This window comes from Hydrocoleum sp. CS-953, from assembly GCF_002260545.1.
In the GTDB taxonomy this organism is placed as follows: Bacteria; Cyanobacteriota; Cyanobacteriia; order Cyanobacteriales; family Microcoleaceae; genus Trichodesmium.
In genome coordinates this window covers 1-5,601 of record NZ_LGSU01000947.1, presented here as the reverse complement: position 1 = coordinate 5,601, position 5,601 = coordinate 1, and the positions used below count along the sequence as shown (strand labels likewise).

Sequence of the window (5,601 nt, the reverse complement as noted above, 5' to 3'; positions counted from 1 at the left end):
CCCTTCCTAGAGTGGGACTGGCTCCACAATATGGAAAAATCTGGTAGTGTCGGTGGTAGAAGTGGATGGCTACCGCAACATTTAACGGTATGGCGAGACAGGCAACTCATAGCAGCAGCACCGCTATATGTCAAGGGGCACAGTCAAGGGGAGTTTGTCTTTGACCATCAATGGGCCGAAGTTGCCTATCGCATAGGTATTGAGTATTACCCGAAATTATTGGGAATGTCGCCTTTTACTCCTGCTGAGGGTATAGATTTTTGATTGCTCCTGGGGAAGATGAGGATGAGATAACGGGTATGATGGTCAGTGAGATTGACCATTTTTGCGATCGCCACAATATTTCTGGATGTCATTTTCTCTATGTCGATCCAGAATGGCACCCTATTATCAAACGTAATGGTTTTACCAATTGGCTCCATCATAGTTACATTTGGCAAAATCATGGTTATCAAACTTTTGACGACTACCTGAAGGTATTTAATGCTAACCAACGTCGTAATATTAAGCGGGAACGAAAAGCAGTAGGAAAAGCTGGTTTGCAAATGCAGACTTTCACTGGGGATGACATACCGAAAGCGTTGTTTTCTAAGATGTATACTTTTTACGAGAGTACCTGCGATAAATTTGGTTGGTGGGGAAGTAAATATCTGACGAAGCGGTTTTTTGAACAGTTACATCACGACTTTCGCCATCGAGTATTATTTGTTGCTGGTTATAGTGAAGATGATGATAGGTTGCCAGTCGGAATGTCATTTTGTATTACCAAGGGCGATCGCCTTTATGGACGTTACTGGGGTAGTAGTTATGAAATAGACTGTTTACATTTTGATGCTTGTTATTATGCACCGATAGAATGGGCGATCGAGCATGGTGTTAATAGTTTTGATCCTGGTGCTGGAGGGCGACATAAAAAACGCCGTGGTTTTCCTGCTACAGCTAACCATAGTATGCACAGATTTTATCATAATCGTTTGTCAAAAATCTTTTTATCTTACATTGGGCAAGTTAATGAAATGGAGCAGTTAGAAATGGATAGAATTAATGAAGATTTACCTTTTAGTCAGGGGAATTCTTAAAATTCAAAATTCAAAAGTCAAAAGTCAAAAGTCAAAAGTAAGATTTTATAGACTAAAAACCTGAAAAATTCAAAATTCAAAAGTCAAAAGTCAAAAGTCAAAAGTAAGATTTTATAGACTAAAAACCTGAAAAATTCAAATTCCAGTAGGGTGCGTTAGGCGGCTAAAATTTAGACGGTGAAAGGGATAATACCAATTCCCATGCATTAATGCTATACTTGATGAAGACTTCAGTTATTAAGTAATTACCTTTGGATAATTACTTTTTTGCTGATTTGAGACAATTTAATCTTTGATTATCCCTATTTTTACTTCTCCCGTACGGACGTTGCATGCAACGTCCCTACACTCCCCTACTCCCCTACTCAATCAAATGTAGAAAAATTTTTGAGAAATGGTATTACTCAGAGGTGTTGGTGAACCAAGGGATGAATCTTGGCAAAGAAGGTAAATCCCATCTTTTACTTAATATTTCCTTGTTCCTTTTTCAATTTTGNCCCCTACTCCCCTACTCAATCAAATGTAGAAAAATTTTTGAGAAATGGTATTACTCAGAGGTGTTGGTGAACCAAGGGATGAATCTTGGCAAAGAAGGTAAATCCCATCTTTTACTTAATATTTCCTTGTTCCTTTTTCAATTTTGAGGTATCAGATATTGTCAAATTTTCAGGAACAGGGAACCAAGAAGAAATTGTATTTTACGAATATGAGAACCGCTATCTTCTAGACTTTTATGGAACATTAAAATTTTCACATCTGATTTCTGATTGCTATAAGATAGAAATGTTATATTTAGGCTTTGCTGAAAAAGTCTTTTTGTTGAGGTAGGGAGTAGGGAGTAGGGAGTAGTTAAGAGTCAGGAGAAATAGGAGTTATAGAGAAGTTGGTCGAAAGAATACCTTGAGTGATTTTTCTACCATATTTACCCAAAATCCCCACTTTTTCCCCTCTATTCACCGAAAAGCTGCTACTTTTTCCGGGCTGAAAATTGCTCAAACCTTTATTTGTCAATCCTTTGATATTTAATCAGCAAGCCCTATTTACTCCTTCCTCCTTCTTCCTTCTTTCTTCTTCCTTCTTCAATCAAAATTAATTATGCTAAGTCGTGTTGCAGATTCAATTTATTGGTTAAATCGTTATGTTGAAAGAGCAGAAAATATTGCTCGATTTGTTGATGTTAATCTAAATTTACTTTTAGATTCTCCTAGTTTAGTTCAACAGTGGCAACCAATAGTTATTACCACTGGAGATTTGGCTTTATTCCAAGAACGTTATGGTGAAGTAACAGAAGCAAATGTAATTCAATTTCTCACTTTTGACCGAGATTATCATAACTCAATTCTTTCTTGTCTACGGTTTGCTAGAGAAAATGCTCGTTCTATTCGGGAAATTATTTCTTCAGAAATGTGGGAGCAAGTTAACTCATTTTATTTAATGGTAAAAGATGTGGCTAATAGTGGTTTAAAAACTTCTCAATTACCAGAATTTTTTGAGGAAGTAAAAATGGGTGGGCATCTTTTTACAGGAATTATGGATGCCACTATGAGTCATAATGAAGGATGGCATTTTGGTAGAATAGGCAGATTTTTAGAAAGAGCTGATAAAACTAGCCGTATTCTTGATGTTAAATATTATATTCTTTTGCCTTCAATTCAAGATATTGGAACTCCACTAGATGAAGTGCAATGGATGGCATTGTTAAAGTCAGCAAGTGCTTATGAAATGTATCGTAAACGTCAACAACATCGAATTACTCCTAATGGAGTAGTAGAATTTTTAATATTAGACCGAGAGTTTCCCCGTTCAATTCAATATTGTTTGACTGAAGCAGAGCGATCGCTCCATCAAGTTATTAGACCAACTTCAGGTATTAGAAAACATCCTGTAGAAAAAGTATTAGGTCGTTTACGTTCTGAGTTAGATTATTTAACTGTTGAAGAAATAGTTCAAATAGGTTTACACGAATTTCTCGACAATTTACAAACTCGAATAAATCAAACTGGAGAGCAAATTTTTGAAACATTTTTTGACCTGAAATCTACTGATAGCCAGTTGTTAATTAATTCGTAGTTTTTAACAATTAATAATTAGGCTTTGCTGAAAAAGTCTTTTTTCAGGGGTAGGGGAGCGGAGGAGTAGGTAGGGACGTTGCATGGAACTAAAGGAATAATTTTTTTGCTCAACTATCCGCCCAAAATGCCCTCCTTTTTGAGCATAAAGAGGTGAAAATTAGGTACTTTTTCCAGAGCTAAAAAGGCTAAAATATTTATCTATAAATGCTTTTATATTTAATCAGCAGAGCAATAATTAAATGTTAAAAAATTGTACGGGTGGGTGATAAGCAAGGCTGGATATTTTGCATATATTCTATTAAACTCGCCCTACTGGACTGACACAAGTAAAACTGTGCAATAGATTTTAACTGGAAAATTCTTACTTTTGAATGCATGACTTTTGAATTCAATCTAATGCACTATTTAAGGTGTGTCAGTCTACTACAAGGGAATTAGAGAATAGGGAGCAATTTGAAAGAGAAAAACATTTTGATGATGGCTAATTAATGAGACTCGATCGGGACTTACGCAGAGGTACTATATATAGAGTCAAAAAACTATAACGTTATAGTTTTGAACACTATATACATGGTGTTGGCGTAAGTCCTATTGATATTAATTCTTCTATTGGTATAGCTGATAATTGAAATGACTATTGGTCAATCAAGTTTTCATCTTACAGACTTCCTATACAACTAATATCCACTACTATATATTTCTTTTTCTTTTCAGTGTCCCCTCTTCCCTATTCCCTAAAGTCCTAAAACTTTCTACCTCCAAGACTCCAAAACTACTGTATCAATCCAGAGAGGGAATAGCTTAACTAGAAACAGGGAAAAACTATAACCTTATTTATCAACCCTAATTGGTAAACTATACAAANATCATTGTTATAGTAGTATTAACTTTTTAATCAATTTCAAACTCATATTCGAGAAAGAACAACTACTAGAAAACTTTAACCCATTGATTTTTATGAGTAATTTATCTTCATCGACTCAAAACCCCGAACAAACAGAGACACAAACCAATACTTCCACAACCGAAGCAAAACCTAGTTATGTCAAACTAGCCATGAGAAATATGGTAAGGAAAGGTGGTACATCCCTCAAACATTTTGCCCTAACAACCATTACACTTATAGGCATTTTGGTTGGTCTTGCCTATCTAACAAGATAATCAAAATCCCATTTTTTAACGGAAAGGAGAATTATCCGGTTGTATTTGGAAGTAAGTATTCAGGATTGTTTTTGGTCATCTTATTCATCAGAAGAAAAGCAATTAAAGGCCCAGGAAGATTCGGATAACTTTTGTCCCATATCTTCCCAGAATTGGGAATATTGGTTTTGGAAATGGCTAGAAATCCTACAACCAGATATTCCAGTTGCTCAAAATTATGAACTGAGTCTACGTTTAACAGACGATTCTGAAATTCAAACCCTTAATAGTCAATATCGTTACCAGAATCAGCCAACAGATGTTTTAGCCTTTGCCACTCTGGAAGTAAATGTTCCTCAACCAGAAGTAGTAGATTCTGATTTACAACTATATCTGGGTGATATAGTAATCTCCATTGAGACAGCATTTCGGCAAGCCAAAAAACAGGGGCATCCATTAAAAACAGAATTAGCTTGGCTAGCTGCCCATGGTTTTCTACATCTGCTGGGATGGGATCACCAAGACGAAGCAAGTTGGCAAAAGATGCTCAAACAACAGTTATTTTTGCTTCATGCTCTTGGAATTACTATTGGGGAACAAATCACTCCAGAGCATTGACTAAACTCAAAGTAACTTTTTGACTTTTTGGATAAACTATTAATCGAGCAAGTCTCATATTATTTGGGCCTTGCATATAAAATCAAACTGAGGTGGATACTTTATGAAACTTAATGAGTCATCAATCTCCTACGATGAAGTGCCTTTTATACATCAACCGAAAAATTCTACTACTTCCAAACCAAATACTCCTAAAAAGACATTGAAACTGAACAGAGAATTATCTTGGCAAGTAGCAAATAGTCTTTTTACTAGCTTCAAATATGCTTGGGCAGGATTATCTTATGCTTTCCAAACTCAACGTAATTTTCGCATTCATACTTTTATTGGTATTGTCGCTATTAGTTTGAGTATTTTATTAAAATTACAACCAATAGAAACTGTTGTTATTGTATTAACAATTGGATTAGTAATGGCTATGGAATTGTTAAATACTGCTATTGAGTCAGTGGTAGATTTAACTGTTAAACAGCATTACCATGAATTAGCAAAAATTGCTAAAGATTGTGCTGCTGGTGCAGTTTTAGTTTCAGCAATAGTAGCATTACTTGTGGCAAGTTATTTGATTTTACCTCCTTTATTCGATATAGTTATTTCTGCTCTTGGCAGCTAGGAATTCAGTTGTTTGTGATTCTTTACTTGAAAATATCTAAATTTTCACAGCAAAAATTACTTTTGCCACAGCTATAATT

Annotated in this window: 5 protein-coding genes and 1 pseudogene; 5 read left to right on the top strand and 1 reads right to left on the bottom strand. The window is 35.3% G+C overall.

What is annotated here, in order from left to right; all coding sequences use genetic code 11:
• A pseudogene (locus AFK68_RS13100) lies at positions 1-1,079 on the top strand (GNAT family N-acetyltransferase); the annotation flags it as partial.
• An 849-nt stretch (positions 1,080-1,928) separates the two neighbouring features.
• Here the strand turns inward: AFK68_RS13100 and AFK68_RS36720 are convergent.
• Complete coding sequence (locus AFK68_RS36720) at positions 1,929-2,090, bottom strand: hypothetical protein (protein ID WP_168186447.1); 162 nt, start codon at positions 2,088-2,090, stop codon at positions 1,929-1,931.
• An 84-nt stretch (positions 2,091-2,174) separates the two neighbouring features.
• Here AFK68_RS36720 and AFK68_RS13090 point away from each other — a divergent pair, with 84 nt between their 5' ends.
• From AFK68_RS13090 to AFK68_RS13075, 4 genes are all read left to right on the top strand, one after another.
• Positions 2,175-3,149, top strand: a complete 975-nt coding sequence (locus tag AFK68_RS13090; RefSeq protein WP_094673196.1) for an alpha-E domain-containing protein — start codon at positions 2,175-2,177, stop codon at positions 3,147-3,149.
• Between the two features lie 959 nt (positions 3,150-4,108).
• Entirely contained in the window at positions 4,109-4,312 is a 204-nt protein-coding gene (locus AFK68_RS13085; RefSeq protein ID WP_094673195.1) for a DUF3285 domain-containing protein, read from the top strand.
• A 39-nt stretch (positions 4,313-4,351) separates the two neighbouring features.
• Complete coding sequence (gene ybeY / locus AFK68_RS13080) at positions 4,352-4,909, top strand: rRNA maturation RNase YbeY (RefSeq protein WP_094673194.1); 558 nt, start codon at positions 4,352-4,354, stop codon at positions 4,907-4,909.
• Between the two features lie 103 nt (positions 4,910-5,012).
• A complete protein-coding gene (locus tag AFK68_RS13075; RefSeq protein ID WP_094673193.1) occupies positions 5,013-5,522 on the top strand; it encodes a diacylglycerol kinase family protein in 510 nt (169 codons plus the stop codon).
• The last annotated feature ends 79 nt before the right edge of the window (positions 5,523-5,601 follow it).